At 72.8% G+C, this 25,063-nt stretch carries 14 protein-coding genes; 11 read left to right on the top strand and 3 right to left on the bottom strand.

Features of this window, described 5'->3' with window-relative positions:
- Positions 1-30: 30 nt before the first annotated feature.
- Positions 31-6,528 carry a beta-ketoacyl synthase N-terminal-like domain-containing protein gene (locus AC0VYN_RS08965; protein ID WP_475535502.1) on the bottom strand — a complete coding sequence of 2,166 codons (6,498 nt, stop codon included), beginning with the start codon at positions 6,526-6,528 and terminating at the stop codon, positions 31-33.
- Positions 6,529-6,751: 223 nt separating this feature from the next.
- Between AC0VYN_RS08965 and AC0VYN_RS08960 the strand changes: the two genes are divergently transcribed.
- From AC0VYN_RS08960 to AC0VYN_RS08910, 11 genes are all read left to right on the top strand, one after another.
- Positions 6,752-8,074, top strand: coding sequence for an NAD(P)/FAD-dependent oxidoreductase (locus AC0VYN_RS08960; protein WP_475535501.1), 1,323 nt, complete (start codon positions 6,752-6,754; stop codon positions 8,072-8,074).
- Positions 8,075-8,118: 44 nt separating this feature from the next.
- Positions 8,119-9,804 (top strand): NAD(P)/FAD-dependent oxidoreductase, encoded by a 1,686-nt coding sequence (locus AC0VYN_RS08955; RefSeq protein ID WP_475535500.1) that lies wholly within the window; start codon positions 8,119-8,121, stop codon positions 9,802-9,804.
- A 155-nt stretch (positions 9,805-9,959) separates the two neighbouring features.
- Complete coding sequence (locus AC0VYN_RS08950) at positions 9,960-10,487, top strand: flavin reductase family protein (protein ID WP_475535499.1); 528 nt, start codon at positions 9,960-9,962, stop codon at positions 10,485-10,487.
- 27 nt (positions 10,488-10,514) lie between these two features.
- The gene (locus AC0VYN_RS08945; RefSeq protein ID WP_475535498.1) at positions 10,515-11,174 is read left to right on the top strand and encodes an isochorismatase family protein; all 660 of its coding nucleotides are present in this window, start codon (positions 10,515-10,517) and stop codon (positions 11,172-11,174) included.
- Positions 11,175-11,256: 82 nt separating this feature from the next.
- Positions 11,257-12,768, top strand: coding sequence for an MFS transporter (locus tag AC0VYN_RS08940; protein ID WP_475535497.1), 1,512 nt, complete (start codon positions 11,257-11,259; stop codon positions 12,766-12,768).
- Between the two features lie 191 nt (positions 12,769-12,959).
- Positions 12,960-15,746 (top strand): helix-turn-helix transcriptional regulator, encoded by a 2,787-nt coding sequence (locus AC0VYN_RS08935; RefSeq protein WP_475535496.1) that lies wholly within the window; start codon positions 12,960-12,962, stop codon positions 15,744-15,746.
- 128 nt (positions 15,747-15,874) lie between these two features.
- Positions 15,875-16,960, top strand: a complete 1,086-nt coding sequence (gene dpgA / locus AC0VYN_RS08930) for a 3,5-dihydroxyphenylacetyl-CoA synthase DpgA (protein ID WP_475535495.1) — start codon at positions 15,875-15,877, stop codon at positions 16,958-16,960.
- A gap of 96 nt (positions 16,961-17,056) precedes the next feature.
- Entirely contained in the window at positions 17,057-17,755 is a 699-nt protein-coding gene (gene dpgB, locus AC0VYN_RS08925) for an enoyl-CoA-hydratase DpgB (RefSeq protein ID WP_475535494.1), read from the top strand.
- Between the two features lie 26 nt (positions 17,756-17,781).
- On the top strand, positions 17,782-19,149 hold the full coding sequence (gene dpgC / locus AC0VYN_RS08920) for a (3,5-dihydroxyphenyl)acetyl-CoA 1,2-dioxygenase DpgC (RefSeq protein ID WP_475535493.1): 1,368 nt from the start codon (positions 17,782-17,784) through the stop codon (positions 19,147-19,149).
- Positions 19,146-20,882 carry a thiamine pyrophosphate-binding protein gene (locus AC0VYN_RS08915; protein WP_475535492.1) on the top strand — a complete coding sequence of 579 codons (1,737 nt, stop codon included), beginning with the start codon at positions 19,146-19,148 and terminating at the stop codon, positions 20,880-20,882. Before dpgC ends, AC0VYN_RS08915 begins: the two co-directional genes overlap by 4 nt.
- Before the next feature lie 57 nt (positions 20,883-20,939).
- The gene (locus AC0VYN_RS08910) at positions 20,940-22,394 is read left to right on the top strand and encodes an aldehyde dehydrogenase family protein (RefSeq protein WP_475535491.1); all 1,455 of its coding nucleotides are present in this window, start codon (positions 20,940-20,942) and stop codon (positions 22,392-22,394) included.
- Here the strand turns inward: AC0VYN_RS08910 and AC0VYN_RS08905 are convergent.
- On the bottom strand, positions 22,366-23,703 hold the full coding sequence (locus AC0VYN_RS08905; protein ID WP_475535490.1) for an AMP-binding protein: 1,338 nt from the start codon (positions 23,701-23,703) through the stop codon (positions 22,366-22,368). The two genes, AC0VYN_RS08910 and AC0VYN_RS08905, sit on opposite strands and share 29 nt — an antisense overlap.
- A gap of 35 nt (positions 23,704-23,738) precedes the next feature.
- Entirely contained in the window at positions 23,739-25,001 is a 1,263-nt protein-coding gene (locus AC0VYN_RS08900; protein ID WP_475535489.1) for a cation:proton antiporter, read from the bottom strand.
- Positions 25,002-25,063: the final 62 nt, after the last annotated feature.

Genomic DNA, 25,063 nt, shown 5'->3' with positions numbered 1-25,063 from the left:
TCGACCAGCTTCTCCTCGCTGCCCGTCACGTCACGGTCCCTTCAGTTCGTTGTCGATGAGGTCGAAGAGCTGGTCGACCGTCGCGGCGTCGGCGATCCGGTCCCCGATCGAGGTCTCCTCCGCGCCTTCGGAGTACTCCGGCGCGTCGTCGGCGAGCCGCGCGGCCAGGGTGCGCAGCCGTTCGACGAGCCGGTCGCGTGCGGCGGCGTCGGGACGGTCCCGTTCGACGGACGCCTCCAGCCTGGCCAGTTCGCCGAAGACCGTTCCCTCCGGTGCTCCGGTCTCACCGTCTTCCCGGACGAGGCCCGTGGCGTGGAGCTCGTTGAGCAGATGGCGGGCGATGGCCGTCGACGTCGGGTGGTCGAAGGCCAGGGAGGCGGGCAGGTGGAGCCCGGTCCGCGCCCCGATCCGCTCGCTCAGGTCCACGGCGGAGACGGAGTCGAGTCCGAGGTCGGTCATGCTGCGGTGGGCCTCGACCTCGTGCGGGCCTTCGAAGCCGGCGACGCCGGCGACTTCCGTCCGGACGAGTTCGGTCAGCGTCCGTTCCCGCAGTTCCCCGGAGAGGCTCGCCAGGTCGGCGCGCAGCCGTTCCCCGGCCGATGGCTCGTCCGGCGGGGAGGCGGGCGCGGGCATCGCCGCCTGCGCGGGGACCGAGGCGTCCGCCACCCCGGACGCGAGCCAGTACCGCCGGTGCTCGAAGGGGTAGACGGGCAGGTCGACCGGGTGCGCCGGGCGTCCGGCGAAGAGCTCCGGCCAGTCGACCGGAACGCCGCGCGCATGGGCCAGGGCCACCGCTTCGAGGAGCGAGCGCACCTCGGACCGTCCGCGGCGCAGCCCTCCGCACAGGGCGAGTTCCGAGCCGGGCACGCAGTCGCCCGCCATGGTGGTGAGCTGCCGGTCGGGGCCGAGTTCGAGGAAGGCCGTGATCCCCTCGCCGGGCAGGGCGCGTACGGCGTCCGCGAAGCGGACGGTCTCACGGACGTGGTGGACCCAGTAGTCGGGAGAGCGGAGTTGGTCCGGCTCGGCGAGCCGACCGGTGAGGTCGGAGATCACCGGGAGGAGGGGCGGACGGTAGGTCAGCTTCCGCGCCGTCGCTCCGAACTCGTCCAGCACGGGGTCCATGAGCGGCGAGTGGAAGGCGTGGCTGACCCGCAGGGCGGTCACCCGCCGCCTCCGCGTCCGGAACGTCTCGGCGACGGTCCCTACCGCCCCCTCCTCGCCGGACACCACGACCGAGCGGGGACCGTTCACCGCGGCGACGGCCAGTGTCCGGGCCGCGGTCGCGAGCACGGTACGCACCTCGTCCTCGGTCGCCTCGACGGCGGCCATGGCGCCGCCGGCCGGCAGTGCGGCCATCAGGCGGCCGCGGGCCGCGACGAGCGAGGCGGCGTCCTCCAGGGACAGCACCCCGGCCGCGTGTACGGCGGCCAGCGCGCCGACGGAGTGCCCCATGACGAGGTCGGGGACGATGCCCCAGGACTCCACCAGCCGGTAGAGGGCGCTCTCCAGGGCGAACAACGCGGCCTGTGTGAAGTCGGTACGGTCGAGGAGCGCGGCCTGCCGCGTGCCCTCGGGAGCCCACATGACGTCACGCAACGGATGGTCGAGGTGGGGGTCGAGGGCGGCGCAGACCGCGTCGAGCGCCCGGGCGAAGACGGGATAGGGGTCGTACAGCTCCTTCCCCATACCCGGGCGCTGACTGCCCTGGCCGGTGAACCCGATGGCCAGTCCCGGTGCCGCGCCCGCCTCCTCCGTGGCGACGCCCGTGTCCCGGCCGGCGGCGACGGCCGCCAGTCGGCGCTCCATCTCCGCCGCGCCGTCCACGACGAACGTGGTGCGCCGCGGAAGGGCGGTACGGGTGGTGGCGAGGGCAGCCGCGAGGTCGGGGACGCGGAGCTCCCGGTGCGCGCGCAACCGGTTCAGCAGGTGCTCGGCCCGGCGGCGCAGGGCCGCACCGGTTCGGGCCGACAGTACGACCGGCACGACGTCGGGAAGTACGTCCGGCGGGTCGGCGGGCAGGGGGTCGGGTGCCTGTTCCAGGATGAGGTGGGCGTTCGTGCCGCTGACGCCGAAGGAGGACACGGCGGCCCGGCGGCGGCCGGCGGTGTCGGGCCAGGCGGTGTGCTCCTGGAGCAGGCGTACCGTCCCGGAGGCCCAGTCCACGTTCGGGGTGGGCCGGTCGGCGTGCAGGGTGCGGGGGAGTTCGCCGTGCCGGATCGCCTGCACCATCTTGATGACGCCGCCGACCCCGGCCGCGGACTGGGCGTGACCGATGTTGGACTTGAGCGAGCCGAGCAACAGCGGGCGTCGCGGGTCGCGGTCCACGCCGTAGGTGGCGAGGAGCGCGTTGGCCTCGATGGGGTCGCCGAGGACGGTTCCCGTGCCGTGCGCCTCGACGGCGTCGACGTCGGCGGGCGTGAGGCCCGCGTCGGCCAGGGCCCGGCGGATGACCTGCTGCTGTGCCGGTCCGCTGGGCGCGGTAAGACCGTTGCTGGCACCGTCCTGGTTGACCGCGCTGCCCCGGATCACGGCGAGCACGGGATGGCCGTTGCGGCGGGCGTCGGAGAGGCGTTCCAGGACGACCACGCCGACGCCCTCGGACCAGCCGGTGCCGTCGGCGCCCGCGGCGAAGGCCTTGCACCGGCCGTCGGGGGCGAGGCCGCGTTGACGGCTGAACTCCACGAAGGTGCCGGGGGTCGCCATGACGGCGACGCCGCCGGCCAGGGCGAGCGAGCACTCGCCGCGGCGCAGGGCCTGCGAGGCGAGGTGGACGGCGACGAGCGAGGAGGAACAGGCGGTGTCGACCGTGAGGGCCGGGCCGTTGAGGCCCAGTGTGTAGGCGAGGCGCCCGGAGGCGACACTGCCCGCCGTGCCGGTGCCGAGGAGGCGTTCCAGGTCCTCGGGGAGGGGGCCGGGGTTCTTGGCGTAGTCGTGGAACATCAGCCCGACGTACACGCCGGTGTCCGTCTGCCGCAGGGCGGTCGGGTCGATGCCGGCGCGTTCGACGGCCTCCCATCCGACTTCCAGGAGCAGTCGCTGCTGCGGGTCCATGGCGAGGGCCTCCCGCGGGCTGATGCCGAAGAACGCGGCGTCGAAGTCGCCCGGTGCGTCGAGGAACCCGCCGGAACCGGTGGCCGAGGTACCCGGCTCCGTACCGTCGCCGCGCAGCAGCCGTTCCAGGTCCCAGCCGCGGTCGGTGGGGAACGCGCCGATGGCGTCGCGGCCTTCGGCGACGAGCCGCCACAAGTCCTCCGGAGACGCGACGGCGCCGGGGTAGCGGCAGCTCATGCCCACCACGACGACGGGATCGTGGTCCCGGCCGGCGTCGTCGGCGGCGCGCGGCGGGCGCCGTTCGGCGGCGCCGTCCGGCCGGCGGCCGAACAGCTCACGTGCCAGGGCCGCGGCCAGCGCCGCGGGTGTCGGGTGGTCGAAGGCGATGGTCACGGGCAGGCGCAGCCCGGTCCGCGCGGCCAACCGGGCGCGCAGGGCGACGGCGGTGAGCGAGGTGAGCCCGAAGTGGGTGAAGGCGCGGCCGGACTCGATCCGCCGTGGATCGTCGAGTCCGAGCACCCGTGCCGCCTCGTCCCGTACGAGACCGGCCAGCGCCCGCTCACGGGCCCTGAGGGGCAGCCCTGCGAGCCGGCCCCGCAGCCCGTCGTCGGCGGTCGGGCCGGCGTCGTCGGTGGGCGCGTGGAGCAGCCGGCGGAGCCGGGCGGCCCCGGTGGACCGCGCCGTCCACGGGTCGGTGCGCATCACGAGGGCCTGGCCGCCCGACGTCGCCCGCCCGACGTCGAAGGCGTCGGCCACCTCCCTGGCGGTGAGCGCCGCGAGACCCGGCGGTGTCGGGGCGGGGGCGTCCCCGTCGTCGGTGACCGGGCCGAAGGCCAGGAAGGTGGCGTGGTGGGCGTCGTGGGTGAGCGCGGCGGCGTAGGCCGTGGCCGCCGCCGTGGCGGGGTCCGCGGGGTGGGTGCCGTGCTGGACGAGCGTGCCGCACAGGGTGAGAGTCGTGTGCCCGGTGTCGCGGGTCAGGGTGAGCAGCCGGTCCGCGGCCGTCGCGTCGGCAGGGGAGGTCACCGGGTGGACGATCGTGTCGAGCGGGCGGTTGGGGCCGAGGGCGGCGAGCAGTGCGGCGGCGCCCTCGGTCGTGTCCAGGAGTTCCCGGCATACCGTCACGGTGGCGCCGAGCCGGGTCAGTTCGGCGGCAAGGGACTGGGCCGCGGCCGGGTCGGCATCGGTGACCGCGAGGTCACGGACTCCGTGATTCAGCAGGAGGTGGGCCGCGAGCACGTGTGCGAGACGGGTGCCCGCACCCGTCACGAGAGCGGTGCCGCCCTGCCGCGGCGGCACCGCGGCGATCTCGGCCGCCGCCCGGGCGCGGACCAGCCGCGGTACCAGGACCTCGCCGGAGCGGACGGCGAACTCCGGCTCTCCCGCGGGTGCGTCCAGGATCGTGTGCCAGGCGGCGACGTACGCGTCCTCGGTCCGCTCCCCCGGCTCCAGGTCGACCAGGACCGTCCGGCCGGCCCCAGGGGCGAGGAGCCGGGCGCGCGCGGCCGCGGCGGCCGGGGCCGCTCGCTCGCCGGGACGGGCGGCTACGGCGCCCCGGGAGAGGACGACGGTCCGGGCCCCGGGCGGTCCGTCCGTCTCCGGGACGACCGGTGCGGCCGGCCCGTCGGACCACGCGCCGCTGTCCGGCGGGCCGGCCGCCAGCAGGCAGCCGTCGAACGGCCCGGCGGCACGAGCCGCCGCCACGTCGGGGAAGGACTCGGTGACGCCGCCCGCCCGGCGCACAGCCTCCGTGAAGGCCGGGTCTCCGGACCCGATCACGGCCCAGCGCGCCGCCGGGCCGGCCGTCGCCTCCGCCGCCGACGGCCCGTCGTCCGAGCCGGCCGGTGCCGTCCCGGGCTGCCACGGGTCCCAGCGCGTGCGCCACAGACGGTCGTGGTGGCTGCCGCCGACGCCCCGCAGCCGGGCGGGGAGGTGCGGCAGCCTGCGGCGGCTGACCTTGCCGGAAGCTGTGAGCGGCAGGGCGGCGGCCTCGTAGAGCTCGGCCGGAACCTTGAAGTAGCTGAGCCGGTCCCGGCAGGCCGCCAGCGCATCGGTGGGCGACCAGCCCTCGGCGGCGGGAACCACGTAGGCGACGGGGACTTCGCCCAGTGCCTCGTCGGGCCGGCCCGTCACGGCAGCGTCCACGATGCCGGGGACGCTGCGCAGGACGTCCTCGATCTCGCCGGGCTGGATGTTCTCCCCGGCCCGGATGATGAGTTCCTTGACCCGGCCGGTGATCGTCAGGTGCCCCCCGGCGTCACGCCGGGCCAGGTCTCCGGTGCGGTACCAGCCGTCGCGCAGCGCGGCCGCGGTCTCCTCCGGACGGTCGTGGTACCTCAGCATCAGGCTGGGGCTCCTGACGAGGACCTCGCCCTCCTCGCCGGCCCGCGCGTCGAGGCCGGTGCGCGGGTCGGCCAGGCGCAGTTCGGCGCCGGGCACCACGGTTCCGCAGGTGCCGGGCGGCCGCGGGGAGCGGGGGCGGCTCATGGTGATCGCGCCGCAGGTCTCGGTGGAGCCGTAGCTGTTGACGAGCGGAGCGCCGAGCACCCGCTCGACGGCCGAGGCGAGCGCCGCGCCGGTCGCCGCGCCGGTGACCACGCAGACCCGCGGCTTCGGGACCGGCCGGCCGGCCTCCTCGGCCGCCTCCACCGCCTCGACCAGCTGGAAGTACATGGACGGGACGCCCAGCAGCAGGGTGCAGGGCTCGGCGCGCAGCGCCTCCAGCACGTCCTGGGCTCCGAAGCCGGGCAGGATGCGCGCGGAGGCGCCGGTGACGGTCACGCCCAGGACGCAGAGGATGTGCGCGAGGCTGTGGAAGAGCGGCAGCGGCCACAGCAGCCGGTCGTCGGGGCCGAGACCGAGGACGCCCTGGTAGGAGTGGTGGACGGACCACAGGCAGGCCCGCTGGTGGGAGACCACGCCCTTGGCCGCCCCGGTGGTGCCGGAGGTGTAGAGGATCCAGGCCGGCTCGTCGAGGCCGAGGTCGTCCCGGGGTCCCTGGGCCGGCTCGCTCTCGGCGAGCTCGTCGAAGGCGAGGGTGCCCGCCGTGGGAACGCGGCCACCGGAGGCGTCCCCGTGCGCGAGGACGACGAGCATGTCTTCCCGCGTCGCCCTCATGCGCTCGACCTGCTCCAGGTGGGCGCCGTCGGTGATGACGAGGCGCGCCCCGCTGTCGTCCAGTTGATGCGCCAGTTCGGCGTCCGGGGAATGGGGGTTGACCGGTACGCCCACGGCCGCGGCGCGGGTGACCGCCAGATAGCTTTCGACGGTCGTGACGCTGTTGCCGAGAAGGATGGCGACCCGGTCGCCGCGCTCCACCCCGGCCCCGGCCAAGTGGCCGGCCACTCGCCCTGTGCGCTCGGCGAGCCGCGCGTAGGTGACCTCGCGCTCCTCGTCGGCGAACGCGACCCGGTCCGGGCGGTCGAGCGCATGGCCGCGCAGCACTTCGGAAAGTGGCCGGATGTCTTCGACGTGCGTCACTCGTACGCTCCTGCCTGCTTGAGCTTGCTCATACCTGCGGCGTGATGACCGGCGAGCTCACCTTGCGCAACGCTAGAAAGTTCGGGGCGGCGAAACAACCCCTATTTCCTCCCCTGATCCAGCGTCTGTTCCGGATTCCACAAGGAGTTGTCCAGAAGCTGTGCAGAAGGCATTCAGCCCGCGTGCCCGAACCTGGCTGAGTCCAGCCAACGCAGTGCTGCGGATGCCCGCCCGGCGGGCCGCGGCACGTTTCGGATCGGAAAGGTCGAGCATGCCGTCCAGTCTCACTGGCATACCCACTGAATTCGACGTCATTGTTATCGGGGGCGGGCCGGCCGGTGCCACCACCGCCGGGCTTCTCGCCAAGCGCGGGCACCGGGTGCTGATTCTCGACCGAGAGCGTTTTCCGCGTTACCACGTCGGCGAATCGCTCATTCCGGTGGTGATGGCCCCCATGGAGGAAATGGGGCTCACCGAGCGGCTGGAACAGCGCGGATTCGAGCGCAAGTACGGCGGGACGTTCATCTGGGGAAACGAGCAAGCGGCCTGGGACTTCTCCTTCGTCGACGGCGGCGAGTATCCGTTCGCATATCACACCCGGCGTGCCGACCTCGACTCGGTGATCCTGGACCGGGCACGGGAGTTGGGGGCGTACGTCGTCGAGGACGCCACGGTGAAGGAGCCCGTCGAGGAGGACGACCGGGTCACGGGCGTGCGCTTCACCGTGCGCGGCGGCAAGGAGACCTATGAGGTCAGGTCCGCCATGGTGGTGGACGCCTCGGGTCAGGCACGCGTCCTCACCCGCAGGTACTCGGAGGTCCACTGGCACGACAAGCTCCGCAACGTCGCCGTGTGGACCTACTTCGACAACTGCGAGCGGCTGCCCGGCGACCAGTACAGCAACATCCTGATCGAGGGGCTCGAGAACGGCTGGTTCTGGGGAATTCCGCTCGACAAGGGAACGGTCAGTGTCGGTTTCGTGACGCCGAGCACGGTCGCCGGCGAGAGCGACCAGGGCCTCGAGCGGCTCTTCCGCGACGAGGTCGAGAAGACCACGAAGCTCAAGCACATGCTGCGGGACGCTCGTCAGTCGGCCGGTTTCCGCAGTGCCCGGGACTGGTCGTACACGAACCAGACCGTCTACGGGAAGGGCTGGGCCGCCGTCGGTGACGCGGCGGCGTTCGTCGACCCGCTGATCTCGACCGGTGTCGCGCTGGCGACGACCGCGGGCAGCATCCTGTCCCGGGTCATCGACAAGGTCCTCCAGTACCCGGAGATCGAGGAGGTGGCGCTCAAGCGCTACGCCACCGCCTACCTGAGCTTCTTCAACGAGGTCCGTTCCTTCGTGGAGCGCTTCTACGACCGTTCGCTGAAGAAGGAGGACTACCACAACCTGGCTCAGTCGATCATCGACCCGGAGCAGAAGAACACACCGGCGAACGACTTCGTCACGCTCCTGGCCGGCCTGCGCGGCAAGCACCTCGCGCTGGACATCACCGTGGACGATCTCGTCCCGGAGACCCAGCCCGCCACCACCGAGCACTGAGCCGACCGGCCGACCGGCCGACCGTCAGAGGGAAGGAAGAACAGGTGCACGGCAAGAACTCCGCCTCCACGGCGACAGACCGGTACGACGTGGTGATCCTCGGCAGCGGCATGGCCGGGGGCATGCTGGGCTCGGTGCTCGCGCGCAACGGGGTGAAGACCCTCATCCTGGACGCGGGCACCCACCCGCGTTTCGCGGTGGGCGAGTCGACCATCCCGTACACGTCGGGCATGGCGCGGCTCATCGCGAAGCGTTACGACGTGCCGGAACTGAAGGCCCTGTCGAACTACAAGGGGACCATCGAGGAGATCTCCCCCAACTGCGGCCAGAAGCAGAACTTCGGCTTCGTCTACCACCGCGAGGGGCAGCCGCAGAATCCGCAGGAGATCAACCAGCTGGTGGTTCCGGTCGACCTCCGCACCGAGACCCACCTGTTCCGGCAGGACGTCGACGCGCACCTGTTCCACGTGGCGCTCACGCACGGCGCCGACGCGCGGCTCGCGACCCGGGTCACCGAAATCGACATCGACCCGGCCGAGGGCGCGGTCCTGCGCACGGAGCACGGCGAGGAGTTCCGGGCCTCGTACGTGGTCGACGGCAGCGGGTTCCGCTCGCCGCTCGCGGAGAAGTACGAACTGCGCGAGACGCCCACGCGGGCCCGGACCCACTCCCGCTGTCTCTTCACGCACATGATCGGGGTGAAGCCGTTCGACGACTCGCCCACCGCGCGGCAGCACGACCAGCCGAGCCCGTGGCACCACGGCACGCTGCACCACGTCTTCGACGGCGGCTGGCTCTGGGTGATCCCGTTCGACAACCACGATGCGGCCCGCAACCCGCTGTGCAGCGTCGGCCTCACCCTGGATCCGCGGAAGTACCCGAAGGGCGACACGCCCCCGGAGCAGGAGTTCCAGGACTTCCTCGCACGGTTCCCCGAGATCGCCTGGCAGTTCGAGGGGGCGAAGACGGTCCGCCCGTGGGTCTCCACCGGCCGGCTCCAGTACTCGGCCAGGACCGTCGTCGGCGACCGCTACTGCCTGACGTCCCACGCCGCCGGGTTCATCGACGCGCTGTACTCGCGCGGCCTGGCGAACACCCTGGAGCTCGTCAACGCACTGGGCTGGCGGCTCATCGCGGCATCCCGCGACGGTGACTGGTCCAAGGAGCGCTTCGCCCACGTGGAGGCGCTGCACCAGGGGCTGTTCGACTTCCACGACGACCTGGTCTACAGCTCGTTCGTCGGCTTCGGTCACTACGAGCTGTGGAACGCCGTCAACCGGACCTGGATGCTCGGGACGATGAGCGGCAACATGATGGTCGAGGACGCCTACTACCGGTTCAGCGAGACCGGTGACGCCGACGTCTTCCTCGAGGCCGAGCGGTCCGGGAACCCGGGTTCCCCCCTCCCGATCAGCGAGACCTTCGTCCGCATGGGCAAGCTCACCCGTGAGCTGTGCGAGGCGGTCGAGGCCGGGACCGTCGAGCCGGGTGTCGCCGCCGCGCGCATCCACGAGTACATCCGGAAGGAAGTGGACTTCATCGCGCATGCCGACAGGTTCGGGCTGCCGGAGAACCGCTGCTTCAACATGACGCGGGAGCGGATGGTCGCTGCCGAGGAGTGGTCGCGCACCCAGGCCCCGCCGGAGATCGGAAAACGCATGATCAACGCCGCCCGGGGCATGGCGCTCGCCAAGGAGGCGGAGGCCGGGACCGGCTCCAGGGACTACTGACCCCGGCTGCCCGAACCGGCACACCGAGGCCCTACCTCCGGCCCGGCGCCTCCCCGCCGAACGACCTCGTGGACGCGGCCCCTCCCGCCACGAGGCCGTGCGGCACTCCGGGTCTTCCCCGTCCGCATCCTTGTGACCGAGGCGAGTGAGGAACCATGTCGCACCAGCGGTACGAAGCCGATCTGCGCCGCCTGTTCGCCGCATTCCCCACGGGTGTCTCCGTCGTGACCGCTCAGGCCCCGGACGGCACCCCCTGGGGGATGACGTGCACATCGCTGTGCAGCGTCGCCCTCGACCCGCCCACCCTGCTCGTCTGCCTGCGCGCCGGCAGTCCCACCCTCGGCGCCGTACTGGACAGCGGGTCGCTGGCCGTGAACCTGCTCCACCAGCACGCCCGGTCCACCGCCGAGCTGTTCGGCTCGGGGGCCGCGGACCGGTTCGACCGGATGCCGTGGGTACCGGCCCCGCAGGGCGGCCCGCATCTGGTCGAGGCGGCGCACACGATCGCCGACTGCACGGTCACCGCCGAACAGGCCGTCGGCGACCACACAGTGGTGATGGCCAGGGCCACCCAGGTCACCTCGCTGCGCCGGCCCATACCCCTGCTGTACGGCATGCGCCGGTACGGGTCCTGGGCGGAGGACATGGAGAACGGCTTCCTGTCGTACGACTTCATCTCCTGACGACTGCGCCGGAGGGAACGGCAGACGATGGACGTCCCCGTGATCCATCCGTATCCGATGCCCGGCCCGGACCCGGACCTCGGGACCAGGGTCGACTGGACCGCGGACCCCGAGCGGTCCGTCCTGCTGGTCCTCAACATGCAGGGCTTCTTCCTGCGGCCCTACCCCCGCGGCACGTCCCCGTTCGACCCTCTCCTGGCCAACTGCTCGGCCCTGCTGGCAACGTGCCGCGGGCTGGGCGTGCCGGTCGTCCACACCGTGCAGCCCGGCACCCAGGCGCCGGGCGAACGGGGACTGCTCACGGACTTCTGGGGCAAGGGCCTCGACGACGTCCTGGAGGACGCGGCCATCGTGCGCGAACTCGCCCCGGACGTCGACGGCACCGTGCTGTCCGCCTGGCGCTACAGCGCCTTCTTCGGCTCCGGCCTGGAGCGACAGCTGCGGCAGCTGGGCCGCGACCAGCTCGTGATCTGCGGCGTGTACGCGCATCTGGGCTGTGTCACCACGGCTGTGGACGCGTTCAGCCACAACCTCGAGGTCTTCCTCGCGGCCGACGCGGTCGCGGACTTCAGCGCCCACGAGCACCGGGCGGCACTCGCCTGGGCGGCGGGCTGCTGCGCGGCGGTGCGACCCACCGCGCGGCTCACCGCGGAGCTGCTGGGCTCCGCCCGTACGTACGGAGCATGAGTTCCCGGCCCGCCCGGCGCCGCCCGTACGGGCCCCTCCGTTTCCGCTCGACAAGGCACCCACGCCGGTCTAAAATTTTTACATGTACAAAAAATCGGCACGAGAGGAACGGGCCGTCAGCCCCGGAGGGGTCCTGTGGACCGTCTCCGTAGCCCAGCTCATGGTCTCGCTCGACGTCTCGGTGGTGAACGTCGCACTGCCCTCGATGCGGACGGCGCTCGGCTTCGACGAGTCGGGGCTGTCCTGGGTGGTCAACGCCTACACGCTCACCTTCGGCGGACTGCTGCTCCTGGGCGGACGGGCCGCCGACCGGTTCGGCCGCAGGCCGCTTCTCCTGATCGGTCTCGCGCTCTTCGGCATCACCTCGCTCCTGGGCGGCCTCGCGCAGGATCCGGGCCAGCTGATCGCCGCGCGTGCCGTGCAGGGGGTGGGCGCTGCACTGATCGCCCCAGCGGCGCTCGCGGTCCTGACGACGAGCTTCCCGGCCGGGCCGCAACGCGGCCGGGCCCTCGGCGTGTACAGCGCCGTCACGGCCGGCGGCGCCGCCGTCGGCGTCGTGGTGGGCGGTCTGCTCACGGAATACCTCGACTGGCGCTGGGTCATGCTGGTGAACGTCCCGATGGCGCTGGTCGGCATGTGGCTCGCGCGCCGCCACGTGGCGGCGGCCGGTGCGGGCGACACCGCCCGCAGGCTCGACGTGGTCGGTGCGATCCTGGCCACCCTGGGCACGTCGCTGCTGGTCTTCGCGCTCGTCAGGACCGAGACCGAGTCGTGGGGTTCGGCGAGCACGATCGGCGGTCTGGCCGTCGCGGCGGTCCTGCTGACCGGCTTCTTCGTCTACGAGGGCACCGCCGCCAAGGAACCGCTGCTGCGGCTGCGGATGCTGACCAACCGGTCGGTGGCCGGTGCGAACCTCTACATGATGATGGTCTCCATCACTATCTTCACCTCCTTCTACTTCGTCTCCCTCTACCTCCAGCAGGTCCTCGGGTTCGGCGCGCTGAGTGCCGGCCTCGCATTCCTGCCGTTCTGCCTGGGCCTCGTCGTGGGATCGCTGTACGCCGTGAAACTGCTCGCCCGGTTCTCGCCCCGGCAGCTGCTCATCGTGGGCGGGATCATCGGTGCCGCCGGGATGTACTGGTTCAGCCTGATCAGGCCCACCGGCACCTTCCCCGTCGACGTCCTCGGTCCGTCCCTGGTAACCAGCTTCGGCATCGGGCCGCTCCTCGTCCCGATCGCCAACGCGGCGACCGCCGGGGTCGCCCCGAACGAGGCCGGAATGGCGTCGGGCCTGCTCAACAGCGCCCGCCAGCTCGGCGGCAGCATCGGACTGGCCGCCATGAGCACGGTCGCGGCCGCCGCCACGTCGAACGCCCCCGTATCGGACTCCGCGGCCCTACGGCTCACCGAGGGGTACGGCAGGGTCTTCGCGTCCAACAGCGGCCTGCTGGTCTTCGCCGTCCTCGTCGCCGTGTTCCTCCTCCCCCGTACGAGCCCGAGCCCCCTGCCGGGCCCGGCGGCCCGCGAGGACGGCGGATCCGGGCACCGGCCGGGTACGCGGAGGGAGGACGTGACTCCGGCGGAGCGGAGCTGACGCCCGCCCTCCACCTCATCCACCACCCGACCGGCCACGCGGGGCGGCTTCCGCGCGGCCGGTCCGTCATGTGCGCGGACTCGCGCACCCCCCTGCGCACACCGCGCCGGCCTCGGGGAGGAAACGTCCAGCACTCCTTCAGAGGGCTCCACGCAGACTGGAGCCGTCACGGCCCGAGGAGGTGCACACGGATGGTGCTGGTCGAGCGGGAAACCCACCTCACGCAGCTGTCCGACCTGTTGGAGAACTGTCTGCACGGATCCGGCAGCGTCGTCGTCCTCCGGGGCCCGGTGGCGGTCGGCAAGACGGAACTGCTGCACACCTTCGCGGAACGGGTGGCGGGTGCCCGGGTGCGCTTCCTCGGCGCCGCCGCCTCGCCGACCGAACGGCACCTGCCCTTCGGCCTGCTCAGCCAGCTCCTGCACGGCGCCGACGCCGGGTACGCCCAACGGGCCGAGGCCGTCATCGGCGGCGGGGTCCGTGCGGACGGCACGGTCGGGCCCGAGGTCCTGGAGGGCGTCTCCCGGATCTTCCTCGACATGAGCGGCGAGGAGCCGCTGCTCATCGGAGTCGACGACGTCTGCCACGCCGACACCGATTCCCTGCAGTGCCTGCTCTTCCTCGCCCGGCGGCTGCGGCGGTCGCGCATCATGCTGGTCCTCGGCGACCAGGACCGCTCCGGGTCCCGGCAGGCGGACCTGCGCACCGAGCTGTCCCGCCATCCGTACTGCACTCAGATCCGGCTCGCCCCGCTCACCTGCGACGGCGTCGCGGCCCTGCTCGCTCACGACCTCGACGCCCATGTGGCGCACAGTCTCGCCGCGGGCGCGTTCGCCGTCACCGGCGGCAACCCACTGCTCGTCAGGGCGCTGGCCGAGGACTGGGAGGCGTCCACCCGGTCGACGCGCACGGATCCGCCCACCGGTCTGGTGGTGGGCGATCGCTTCGCCGAACGAGTCGTGAGCTGCCTGCACCGCCTCGAACCGGACGTACTCGCGGTGGCCCGGGCCGTGGCCGTGGTCGGGGAGACGCACCGTACGGAGTTCGTCGCCCGGCTCGCCGGGGTCGGCACGATCGAGGCCCGCGCGCTCGTCGAGCTGCTCGACGAGTCGGGTCTGCTGCACCGGGGCCGCTACCGGCACCGGGCCGCCCAGGAAGCCGTCCTCAGGGACTTCGGAGCGCCCGGGCGCATCGCGTGGCACCGGCGCGCCGCCGCGATGCTGCACGATGAGGGTGGCCGTTGCACCTCGATCGCCCACCAGCTCATCGCCGCCGGGGAGACCCGTGAGCCGTGGGCGCCGGCCGTGCTCCGCGAGTCCGCCGCCAGCGCGACCGCCAGCGGCCAGGTCGGCTTCGCCCTCGACTGCCTCGAACTGGCCCACTCCCTCGCGGACGACGAGCAGCAGCGCGCCGTGAGCCGTGCGGTGCTCGCCGAGGCCGAATGGCGCGTCGAACCCGCACGCGCCGTGCGCCACCTCGGCCCGCTCACGGACGCCGTGCACCAGGGATTGCTGACGGAACGTCAGTCCCTGGCCGTGCTCGAGTACCTCCTGTGGCACGGCCGGGTGGACGAGGCGGGCACGACGCTCGACCGGCTCGCCGCGACGGGGACCGGACCGGTGGCCGCGGAACTCGGTGCGGCGCGCGCCTGTCTGGAACTGTGCTACCCCGCCCGGCGCCGCCGCACGGCCACCGGTGCCCCGGCCTCCGCGCCCGACGACCCTCCAGTCGGCGCCTCCCTCGTCGGCACCGTGCTCACGGCCGTACGGGACGATCAGGCGGTGCCGGGCGATCACCTGTGGCAGGGCCTGCGCACCGACGAGCCGTTGTCCAGGATCTCCTTGGGCCTGCTCGCGCTGGCCAGGCCCGAACGCCTGGCGACGGTGGCACCGTGGTGCCTGCCGATGCTCGCGGACGCGGCGGGCCATGGCGGACCGGACTGGCAGGGTCTGTTCACGGCGGCGCGCGCCGACGCCGCGCTGCTCCGGGGTGACCTGCGGGCGGCGGGCGAGTTCGCGTCCGCGGCGCTGGACGAGAGTTCCAGGGCGCATTGGGGTGTGCTGGCCGGTGCGCCACTCGCTTGTCTGCTCACCACCGCGGTGGAGACCGGGCGCCTGGAGGACGCCGCCGTGTGTCTGGACATGCCGGCACCGGCCACGCTGCTCGAGACGCCGTTCGGCCTTCGGTACCTGCGGGCGCGCGGGCAGTACCACCTGGCGGTCGGCCGGCCCTACGCGGCGCTGAGCGACTTCAGGACCTGCGGCCGGCTCCTGCGCGACTGGCGCGCCGACGGACCCCGCCAGGTGCCGTGGCGAATCGACGCCGCCCAGGCCCTCGTGCGGCTCGACCGCCGGGACGAGGCGCGATCGCTCCTGGAGGAACAGCTCGACGGCCTGCCCGCCGACGACGAGCGCGCCCTCGGCCGGGCGCTGCGGCAGCTGGCCGCGACACTGGAGCCGCACGAGCGGCCACCACTGCTCACCGACGCCGCAGAGGCGTCGCAGGCGGCCGGTGACCGGGTCGAGTTCGCCCACATCCTGGCCGACCTCGGCAGCGCCTACGCCGCCACCGGCGATTCGCGGCGGGCCAGGCCGGCCCTGCGCCGCGCGTGGCGGACGGCCCGGGAGTGCCACGCGGAGCGCCTCGCCCGATCCCTGCAGCCGGGTCTCGCGGACACCACGTCGGCCGGCGCCGTCTCCGGGGGCCCCCGCCTCGGAGGCGACCGCGCGGCGGACCTCAGCGCGGCCGAGCGGCGGGTCGGGGCGCTGGCCGCACAGGGCCACAGCAACCGGCACATAGCGCAGCGGCTGTGCATCACCGTGAGCACGGTCGAACAGCATCTGACCCAGGTCTACCGAAAACTCCGGGTACGGAATCGCACCGATCTCCCGGTATTCCTGGAGACGCCGCAGAACACATCAGGACCCGAACCCTTACTCGCCGAAGCCTTTTCGGATTCAGCCCCCTATTACCCCTAGCGGGCACGGTGACCCTCTTCACACAAGGAGGGGTGTCCGCAGCTCCGAATTGTTCAACTACGCTGAGGCCGTGACTCTTTCACAGAGTATCGAAGGCCTGTCCACCGACATGAGCGAGGGGCACGATAATGATCCTCAGTGAAGACACGGCCACCTGGGCGGCAACGCGGAGCGGCCCGGCCATTCTGGGCGTCGGAACCGCGACCCCGGATTCCGCCTATTCCCAGCAAGACCTCCTGGAAATGTACGGGATCCAGGACGAACGAATTCGTTCAGTCTTCCTCAACAGTGCGATAGACCGGCGGTTCCTGACCGTTCCACCGCATGGTGAGGACGGCCGACCGCGGACGGAGGCGCAGGGCGAACTGCTCGCCAAGCACAAGGCCCGGGGCATCGAGATGGGCGCCCGCGCACTTCAGTCGTGCCTGAAGCAGACCGGAGCCGCGGTCAGCGACATCGGGTATCTGGTCTGTGTGACCTCGACCGGTCTGCTGACACCCGGTTTCAGTGCCCTGCTCATCCGGGAACTGGGCATTCCCACCGACTGCAGCCGTCTCGACATCGTGGGCATGGGCTGCAACGCCGGCCTCAATGCCCTGAACGCGACCACCGGCTGGGCCTCGGCCAACCCGGGGAGGATCGCCATGATGGTGTGCATCGAGGTGTGCTCGGCCGCGTACGTCTTCGACGGCACGATGCGCACTTCCGTGGTCAACAGCCTCTTCGGTGACGGCTCCGCGGCGATCGCCGTCTCGCACGACCCTGAGAAGGCCGGTCCGCAGGTACTGAAGTACGCCAGCTGCATCGTTCCCGACGCCGTCGACGCCATGCGGTACGACTGGGACGACGAGCAGGGCAAGTTCAGCTTCTACCTGGACCGCGACGTGCCCTACGTGGTGGGCGCGCACGCCGAGCGCGTCGTCTCGGCCCTGCTCAGCGGGACCGGACTCCGGCGCAGCCGGATCGCGCACTGGCTGGTGCACTCCGGGGGCAAGAAGGTCATCGACTCGGTGTCCGTCAATCTCGGTCTCACCCGGCACGACGTACGGCACACGACCGGCGTGCTGCGCGACTACGGCAACCTCTCAAGCGGCTCCTTCCTGTTCTCGTACGAGCGGCAGCTGCGGGAGGGCCTGGCGCGCTCCGGCGACTACGGCGTCCTCATGACGATGGGCCCCGGCTCGACGCTCGAGACGGCGCTCGTCCGCTACTGACCGGCCCCGTGCCGCATCTCCTCCACGACCCGCCTCGGGTGTTCTCGCCTTCGGCTCTTCCTGGCCATTCCCACCACCGACGATCAGGACTCGGACATGTCTTCCTCGGACCTCGCCCCGGCCCCCCACACCCTCGACATCGACAGCACGCGCCCGTTGTGCCCCCTGCTGGTAGCCGACGTCAACGCGCTCTGCGACCGCCTGGAGGACGCGGGTGGCACGACGAGCGCCGTGATCCGGCTGCACGGCACGGGCCCGGCGGAGAACTGGCCCGGCGACGTCGGCATCGACGTGGTGAGCCGCTGGGAGAAGGCCCTGCGGCGGCTCGAACAGGGGCGGTTCGCCAAGATCGCCACCGTCGAGGGCGTCTGCAGCGGCCCCGCCCTCGACGTGCTCCTCACCGCCGACCACCGAATCGGCGCGCCCGGGCTGCGTATTGCCGTGCCGGTGACCCACGACGGCGTCTGGGCGGGCATGGTTCTGCACCGCCTCACCAACCAGCTCGGCGGCCTCCACGCCCGCCGGCTCGCGCTGTTCGGCGCCGAGCTCTCCGAGCAGCGGGCACTGGCCGTCGGCCTGATCGACCAGACCGCCAAGAACCCGGCCGCGGTCGCCGCACGGCTGGCCGGCCGCTTTGCACGGCTGGACCCCGCCGAGCTCGCGATCCGCCGACAGCTCGTCAACGAGGCCGGTGCGACCGTCTTCGACGAGGCGCTGGGCAAGCATCTCGCCGCCTGCGAACGGACGTTGCGCCGGACGAGGGGCGAGTTCGCGGGCGCCCGGGGCAACGCGTGATGAGCGGCACGAAGGGAGTGGGGAACATGACGGCGCATCCCGTGGTGGGTCCGGCGCAGTGGTCCGCGCGGACACCGGTCCTCAGCGGGTCGCTGCTGGCCGACGCCAACGCCCTGATGACGTACACGGCCGAGGCCGAGAAGCTGCTCGCGGAACTCCCGGCCAAGGCCGGGCGGGACCCGGGCCGGCAGCAGCTCGCCGCCGAGGTCATGGACGACCAGCGGCGGGTGCGCAGCGCGTTCCTGGAACTGCACGCCGAGCGGGTCTACCAGGAGCTGACCGGGGGCCTGCGGGAGCAACACTCGCTGTCGGAGCTGGTGATGGCCGCGTCCGAGGCCTTTCCCGGCCTCACCCCGACCGAGGCACAGATGGCGGCGGAACGCGAGTGCGCGACGCAGGCCGACAAGGACGGACGGGAGATCGACCAGGGCATCTTCTTCCACTGGGTGCTGCGGTCGCCGCAGGCCGGCCCTCATCTGATGCGCGCCCTGCTGCGGCCCACCCAGCGCGCCCGCTCGCTGCTGGGCGAGTTCGACCGGGCGGGGAGCCTCGACCTGGGCACCGTACGGCTGGAACGCGTCGACCGGGCGGCTCACATCACCCTCTGCAACGGCCGTTTCCTCAACGCCGAGGACAACCGGCTCGTGGACGACCTGGAGACGGCCGTCGACCTCGCCCTGCTCGACGACCGCGTCAAGGTCGGGGTGTTGCGCGGCGGAAAGATGACCCACCCGCGCTACCAGGGTCGCCGGGTCTTCTGCGCCGGGATCAACCTGGTCGACCTGCATCAGGGGCGGATCTCGTTCGTGGACTTCCTGCTCCGCCGCGAACTCGGCCATCTGCACAAGCTGATCCGCGGTGTCCGGGTCGACGGCGCGTGGCCGCGGCCCCTGGTGGAGAAGCCGTGGGTGGCCGCGGTCGACGGCTTCGCGATCGGCGGCGGCATGCAGATGCTGTTCGCCGTCGATCACGTCGTCGCCGCCGCCGACTCCTACTTCAGCCTTCCGGCGGCCCAGGAGGGCATCGTGCCGGGCATGGCCAACCTCCGGCTGACCTCGCTCGCGGGCGGGCGGCTGTCGCGGCAGGTGATCCTGTCCGGTCGCAAACTCTGGGCGCGTGAGCCGGAGGCGGGGGCCGTCTGCGACGAGGTGGTCGACCCCAAGCTGATGGACGCGAGCATCGAGGCGGCGGTCGCGCGCCTGGCGAGCCCGGCCGTGATCCCGAACCGGCACATGATCAATGTCGCCGAGGAGCCGATGGACCACCTCCGCGCCTATGCCGCCGAGTTCGCGCTGGAACAGGCACTACGGCTGTACAGCGCCGATGTCATCGACAAGGTGGACCGGTTCAGCGCCGGCACGTCCCCGGAGCGGCGGACGGGAAGCGGCTCGTGAAGCCCGTCGACGCGATGCTGGAGGTGCTGCGCGACGAAGGCGTGACCCGGGTCTTCGGCAATCCGGGCACGACGGAACTCCCCTTCGTCGAGGCGGTCACGGCGGCCCCCGACCTCCAGTACGTCCTGGGGGTGCAGGAGGCATCCGTGGTCGCGATGGCCGACGGGTACGCCCGGGCCACCGGCCGCCCCGCCTTCGTCAGCCTGCACATCGCCGCCGGACTCGCCAACGGCATGGTCGGGCTCCTCAACGCCGGCCGGTCGCGTACGCCGCTGGTGGTGACCGCGGGACAGCAGGACCGCCGTCACCTGGCACAGGACCCCATGCTCTCCGGTGACCTGGTGGGGATCGCCCGGGCGGCGGTCAAGCACACCTTCGACGTCCAGCACGCCCATGACCTCACCGCCATGCTCCGCCGGGCCTTCGCGCTGGCCGTCCAGCCGCCCGCGGGCCCGGTCTTCCTCTCCATCCCGATGGACCTGCTGGAGGAGGAGACACCGGTCGCCCCGCCCGCGCCGAGGTCCCGGCTCGGCGGCCTCGGCCCCGCCGCCGGATGGCCGGAGGCCGCCGAACGGCTCGCCGCCGCGAAGCGGCCGGCCATCGTCGCCGGTGACGGGGTCGGACGCGACGGCGCCGTGGCCGAGCTGGTGGCACTCGCCGAGGCGTCCGGGGCGGCCGTCTTCCACCAGCCGATGCACGACGGTGTGGACTTCCCCACCGTGCATCCGCTCTACGCGGGCATGCTCGACGCCCGCTACTCGGCGATCCGGGCCGCCCTCGAAGGCCATGACGTGGTGCTCATCGCCGGCACCCGGGCGTTCATGGCGCACCACTACGAACCCGGATCGCCGATTCCGGCCGGCACGGACGTCATCCAGCTCGACAGCGACCCGGGCGAGCCGGGGCGGACCTTCCCCGTCGCGCTCGGCCTGGTCGGTGGGGTCCGGGCCACGCTCGCGGCGCTCGCCTCGCAGCTCGCCGGGAAGGTGCCGGAGGCCCGGTCGCGCATCGAGGCGATCGGCCCTGCCCACGAGGCCGCCCGTGCACGGGTGCGCGAGCGCGCGCTGGCGGGTCTCGGTGACGCCCCGATGGACCCGCTGGCCGCCGCGCACGCCGTCGTCTCGGGGCTCCCGGCGGACTCCGTCGTGGTGGAGGAGGCGATCACCAGCGGGCTGCTGCTGCGCAGTCTCCTGCCGCTGGAACGTCCCCGTTCCTATGTCCACACGGTGGGCGGCGGGCTCGGCTCCGGCATCGGCGCGGCGATCGGCTCCCGGATGGGGGACCCCAGCCGCCCGGTGGTCGCCGTGCTCGGCGACGGCTGCACCCTTTTCGGGCTCCAGGGGCTGTGGAGCGCCGCTCACTACCGCGTCCCGGTCACCTTCGTGGTGATGAACAACGGCGAGTACCGCACCCTGAAGGAGACGGCCGCCCGGTGGCGGCGGAGCCGGGCCGCGCGCCGCGGCGACGGCGGCCTGGAGCTCACACCACCACGGCTCGATCTGACGCCCGCCACGGACCTGCTGGGCCTCGGGGGCGCGGCACCGGGCGGTCCCGACGGCCTGGATCTCACACCGCCGGAACTCGACTTCACCCGCGTCGCCGAGTTCTTCGGCATCACCGCGGTGCGGGCCCGCTCGACCGGCCACCTCGCGGAGGCGGTGGCGCGTGCCGCCGCGGGAACGGAACCCGTCCTCATCGACGCCCCCGTCACGAGCCACGCCGACAGCCCCTGATCGGCGCGCGGAGGCGCGGAGGCAGGTGAGAACCCATCCGAACGTCAGGAGGAAACCATGACGACCCTGGTCGACACGGCGGGGCTGGCCGGGACGGTGTTCAGCGACGGCTGGCGGCCCGCGTCCGGCGACGCCGTCGCCGAGGTGGTCGAACCGGCGACCGGGAGAACGCTCGCCCAGGTCGGTGTCGCCGACGCGGCGGACGTCGCCCGTGCCGCGGTCGGCGCGGCACGGGCCCAGCGGGCGTGGGGCGCCCTGCCCGCCGCCACCCGCGCGGCCGTCCTGCGGCGTGCGGCGTCCGTGCTGGAGGAACACCGTGCGGAGGTCGTCCAGTGGCTGGTCCGCGAGGGTGGTGCGGTACGGGCGAAGGCGGAGACCGAGATCGCGGACGCGGCGGAGGAACTCCTGCAGGCGGCGGCGCTGCCGACCCAGCCGCACGGCCAGGTCCTGCCCTGCGGACCGGACCGGTCGAGCGTGGCCCGCCGGGTGCCGCTCGGCGTGGTCGGGGTGATCAGCCCGTGGAACGTACCGCTGCTGCTCGCCCTGCGTTCGGTGGCCCCGGCGATCGCCCTGGGCAACGCCGTGGTCCTCAAGCCGGATGTCCGTACACCGGTCTCCGGCGGCCTTGTCGTGGCGCGTCTGTTCGAGGAGGCGGGGCTCCCGGAGGGTGTTCTGCACGTGCTGCCGGGCGACGCGGTCCCGGGCGGCGCGCTGACGTCCGACCCGGCCGTGGCGATGGTGTCCTTCACCGGCTCCACCGCGGTCGGCCGGGAGGTGGGAGCCGCGGCGGGGCGGGCCCTCAAGCGGGTTTCACTGGAACTCGGGGGCAACAACGCGCTGATCGTGCTCGACGACGCCGATCTGGAAACGGCCGCCGCGGCGGGCGCCTTCGCGTCCTTCTTCCACCAGGGCCAGATCTGCATGGCGGCCGGACGGCACGTCGTGCACACGTCGGTCGCCGAGGAGTACGTACGCCGGCTGGTGGAGGAGGCCCGGCGGCTCACCGTCGGCGATCCGTGGACCGGCCCGGTCGACCTCGGCCCGGTGATCGACGCCCGTCAACTGCGGCGCACCCACGCGATCGTCCGCGACAGCGTCGCGGGCGGTGCCGAAGTGCGGTGCGGAGGCGTCCCGGACGGGCCGTTCTACCCGCCGACCGTGCTCACCCGGATCACGCGCGACATGCCCGCCTTCACCGAGGAGATCTTCGGCCCGGTGGCGCCGGTCGTCGTCGTCCGGGACGAGGAGGAGGCGGTGGCCGTCGCCAACGACACCGAGTACGGCCTGGTGGCGGCTGTTCGGACGGGTTCGCTCGAGCGAGGGCTCCGGCTGGCCGACCGGTTGCGGACGGGCATGATCCACATCAACGATCAGACCGTCAACCACCAGGCGGTGGTGCCCTTCGGCGGCTTCGGCGCCTCGGGCAACGGCGCCCGGCACGGGGCGCAGTTCGGCTGGGACTCGTACACCCAGTGGCAGTGGATCACGGCCCGGCCCGGCGCGCCGGCCTGAAGAACACGGAGGCCGCGGCCCGCCGGGCCGCGGCCTCCTCGTCCTCTCCGCCCGTGCGGTCCTGGCGAGTGCCCGCGCCGCTGAGGCCCGTGAGCACCACGCCCCCGTCCGGGTTCCGCCGTCCGGCGAAGCCGGAACGGAGGAAGGCTCCTCCGCGGCCGGGGACGGGGTCGGAGCCGGAGCCGATGAGGTCGAAGGGCAGAGCCCGCCCCCGGGCGCACACCTCTCCCGCCTGCCCGGTGCGGAGGTGCTCCCCGAGGGTGCCGCGCACGCTCAGCCGCACACCGGGGGCCGCCCCGATCACCGGGCTGCCGCCGGGGGGCGTGCCCTGTCCCGCCGGGTACGTGCTCACCCCCCACGGCAGCACGCTCCCGCCGGGCGCGAATTCGGCGCGCAGGGCCGTGGTGGGCAGGATCTCGACGTGCCGGGCCACGAGTTCGGGCACGCAGGGGGCGCCCACGAGGAGGACCAGCCCGGGCCGCGGTGGGCGGGGTTCCCGCGCCAGGCCGTCGAGCGCCCGCGCGTACTCCTCCGAGTCGTACACCGCGACGCCCCCGTCGAGGCCCGCGACGGGTCCACCGGTCCGCGCGTGCAGGGTGACGCCCGATCCGAAGGCCCACCACATCGCGGACAGGGTGGCCGGCCCGGTGGGGGGTTCGGCGACGGCGACCGACCGGCCGCCGGGGCCGATCTGCGCGGCCCTGGCGGCCATCGCCAGGAGCCACGCCCGGTGGTCCACGAGGTGTCCCGAGTTCCAGGCCCCGTTCTCCCCGGCCGCCAGCAGATAAGCGGGCTCGGCGGGTGCGGAGCGCGGCAGCGCCCGGTCGACGGGGCGCGCCCCGAGCCGCTTCCACAGCTCGGGGTCGTCCAGGACGAGCCGTCGCCGGCAGTTGTCGTGCTGCCACGCCTTCTGGGTCGCGCGGCCGCACAGCACCGTGCCGGCGCCGCTGACGACGGCGATTCGCCGGGTCTGTCCGGCGGGCAGGTCGCGGGGCACGGGGACGCAGACCCCGCCCGCCTTGATGACCGCCAAGTGGGCCACGAGCGCCTGCCGGTGGTCGGCGCAGTGCACGACGACCGGGTCCCCCAGCTGCACCTCGGCGCTCAGCAGCGCCGTGGCGAGCTGGGCGGAGAGGAGGTCGGCCTTGCCGTACGAGAGGGTGTACGGCCCCTCGCGTACCGCGACGGCCCGTGTGTGGCGCCGGGCGGCCCGGGTGAAGAGTCCGTCGAGTGTCCGGTCCGACCCGGCCGGGCGGTCCCGACGGCGGCTGTCGGGGCGGACTGATTCCCGGAGTTCGGCCGAGAGCATGTCTGCGTCTCCTTCTTGTCCTTGCCCCGCTTCCGCTATGCGGCGGGGGTGACGGAGGCGGAGCGGGCCGGCGGTCCGGGCGTGGTGTCCGGCACGATAACGGGCTTCGCGTACGTCCGGGTCAGCAGAGGACCGGTCATCGCCGTGGTCACCAGTGCCATGACGACCAGCAGGGAGTACAGCCCGCCGTCGAGCAGCCCGGCCTGGAGTCCGACGCCGAGGATGACCAACTCGGTGAGGCCGCGGGTGTTCATCAGCGCGGCGAGCGCCGTGGCGGCCCTGGCGGGCAGCCCCGTGCTCCGGGCACCCAGGTACGTCCCGCCGAACTTGCCGAGCACGGCGACCAGCAGGACGGCGGCCAGTTCGGCGGACTGCGCCCAGCCGAACCCCCTGAGGTCGACCTTGAGTCCGGCGACGACGAAGTAGACGGGAAGGAGCACGGAGGTCACGGTGCGGGTGCGCTGCATGAGGTCGGCACGCAGCCGGTCCGCGCCCTCGCGCGGCATGATCAGGCCGAAGAGGAAGGCACCGAAGATGTAGTGCATGCCCATGGCCTCGGTGGCCGCGCCGCAGAGCAGGGCGCCGATCAGCACCAGCGCGTACCACCAGGACGCCCCGGGCGCGCGGCCGTCGCCCGGGAGCGTGCGGCGGCGCAGCCAGGGGCGTACGACCAGGGCCAGCACCAGGACGAACGGGATCATGAGGGCCACCCGCCAGTGGGCGCCCCCGCCTCCGATCGCGGCCTGCACTCCGGCCAGGGCGGCCCAGGCGACGATGTCCACGAGGGCCGCGGAGGCCAGTGCGATGCCGCCGAGCGTGGTGACGGCGAGCCGGCGGTCGGAGAGGATCCTCGCCAGTACGGGGAAGGCCGTCACGGACACGGCCAGGCCTATGAAGACGATGAACGCGGCCTTCTGGTCGGTCTCGTGGTTCCGCAGCAGGAGGTAGCCGAGTCCGGTGCCGAGGACGAACGGCACCGCCGTCGATCCGAGGCTGACGACCGCGGCCATCCGCCTTCGGCCGCGCAGCGCCTGGCGTTCGATCTCCAGTCCTACTCCGAACATGAACAGGGTGACGCCGACGTCGGCCATCGCGCTCAGCAGCGGCCGTATCTCGCGCGGGAACAGGATGTCGGAGACCGCCCCGTCGAGGAGGGTCGGCCCGAGGAGCACGCCGGCGAGGATCTCGCCCACCACGGGTGGTTGTCCGATCCGAGTGGCCATGTGCCCGAGTCCCTGGGCCAGGACGAGGATGAACGCGAGGTCGAAGAGGAGTAATGCCACCTGATTACCGTCCATGGCGACCACTCTGCTCCAGCCGCCTACAGATGCTCTGAACGGTCTCTAACGCCCGCGGCGTC

The organism is Streptomyces sp. 63XJN7_1_ISO-PGPR-S23-121, from assembly GCF_056173025.1.
This window is presented reverse-complemented; position numbering and strand designations above follow the sequence as displayed.